The 1,115-nt window shown below is 46.5% G+C and carries 2 protein-coding genes; both read right to left on the bottom strand.

Translation table 11 applies throughout. The features are described 5' to 3' along the window. A partial coding sequence (locus ACS8FD_RS16245; protein WP_439276604.1) for an ABC transporter permease subunit occupies nucleotides 1–651 on the bottom strand: 651 nt, incomplete at its 3' end. 64 nt (nucleotides 652–715) lie between these two features. Then, on the bottom strand, nucleotides 716–1,115 hold a 400-nt coding region (locus ACS8FD_RS16240; protein WP_439276603.1), incomplete at its 5' end, for an ABC transporter permease subunit.

Genomic DNA, 1,115 nt, shown 5'->3' with positions numbered 1-1,115 from the left:
ACCAGTGGTCAGCCCTGCTCGAGCCGCTTTAATAGTGACTTGCGTTACCATTTTCCATTTAGGCGTACCCAGTGCATAGGCCGCTTCACGAATACTGTTGGGCACTAAGTTAAGCATGTTCTCAGTCGTACGCACGACAACAGGAATGACAATGAGTGCCAATGCCAGTGCGCCGGCCCAACCAGAAAAGCTTTGGCCTTTTACCATCAACGCATAAATAAAGAGACCAATGACAATCGAAGGTGCAGAGAGCAAAATATCGTTTAAGAAGCGCGTCACCTTGCCAAGCATGCTGCCATGAGAGAACTCAGACAAATAAATCCCTGTCATCAAGCCAATAGGCGCGCCGATAAACAATCCCGAAAATGCCAACATCACGGAACCGACAATGGCGTTACGTAAACCACCTGCGCTCATTGGCGGCGGAGTGTCGGCGGTAAAGATAGGCATTTGCACCATGCCTTGAAAGCCTTCTACAAAAAGCGTTACCAATATCCAAAACAGCCAAATCAAGCCAAAAACCATCGCTGACATGGCAAAACCCAAACCGAGCTTGTTGGCCCAGCGCCGCTTGTTATAAAGGCGCTTGTTATAACGATCTTCAAAGCTTGTCTTAACAGGTAACGCTGAATTCATAGCATTAGTAGGCATAACACTCATTTCCCATATTCTTATCAGTACCAATAACCATTAAAATCTATCAAAAATCCAGCTACTATCGATTACCTGCTTTATGATCCATGCGCATCAGCATGAGCTTAGCCAAAGACAGCACAATGAAAGTGATGACAAATAGAATTAAGCCTAAATGTAATAACGACGCCAGATGTAGCTCACTAGAGGCTTCGGCGAATTCATTGGCAAGGGCAGAGGTAATGGTGACCCCAGAAGTAAATAGACTTGGACTGATATTAAAGGCGTTGCCGATGAGGAAGGTCACGGCCATCGTTTCACCCAATGCACGACCCAATCCCAAAATGACACCGCCTACGACGCCCGCTTTGGTATAGGGCAAGATAATCTTAAACATAACTTCCCAAGTCGTCGCACCCATGCCGTAAGCCGATTCTTTTAATAAATCCGGCACCACGGAAAAGACATCACGCATGGTGGCC

The organism is Psychrobacter sp. 1U2 (assembly GCF_051847575.1).
Note: the sequence above shows the minus strand (reverse complement) of the source record. Positions and strands in the feature narration are given on the sequence as shown.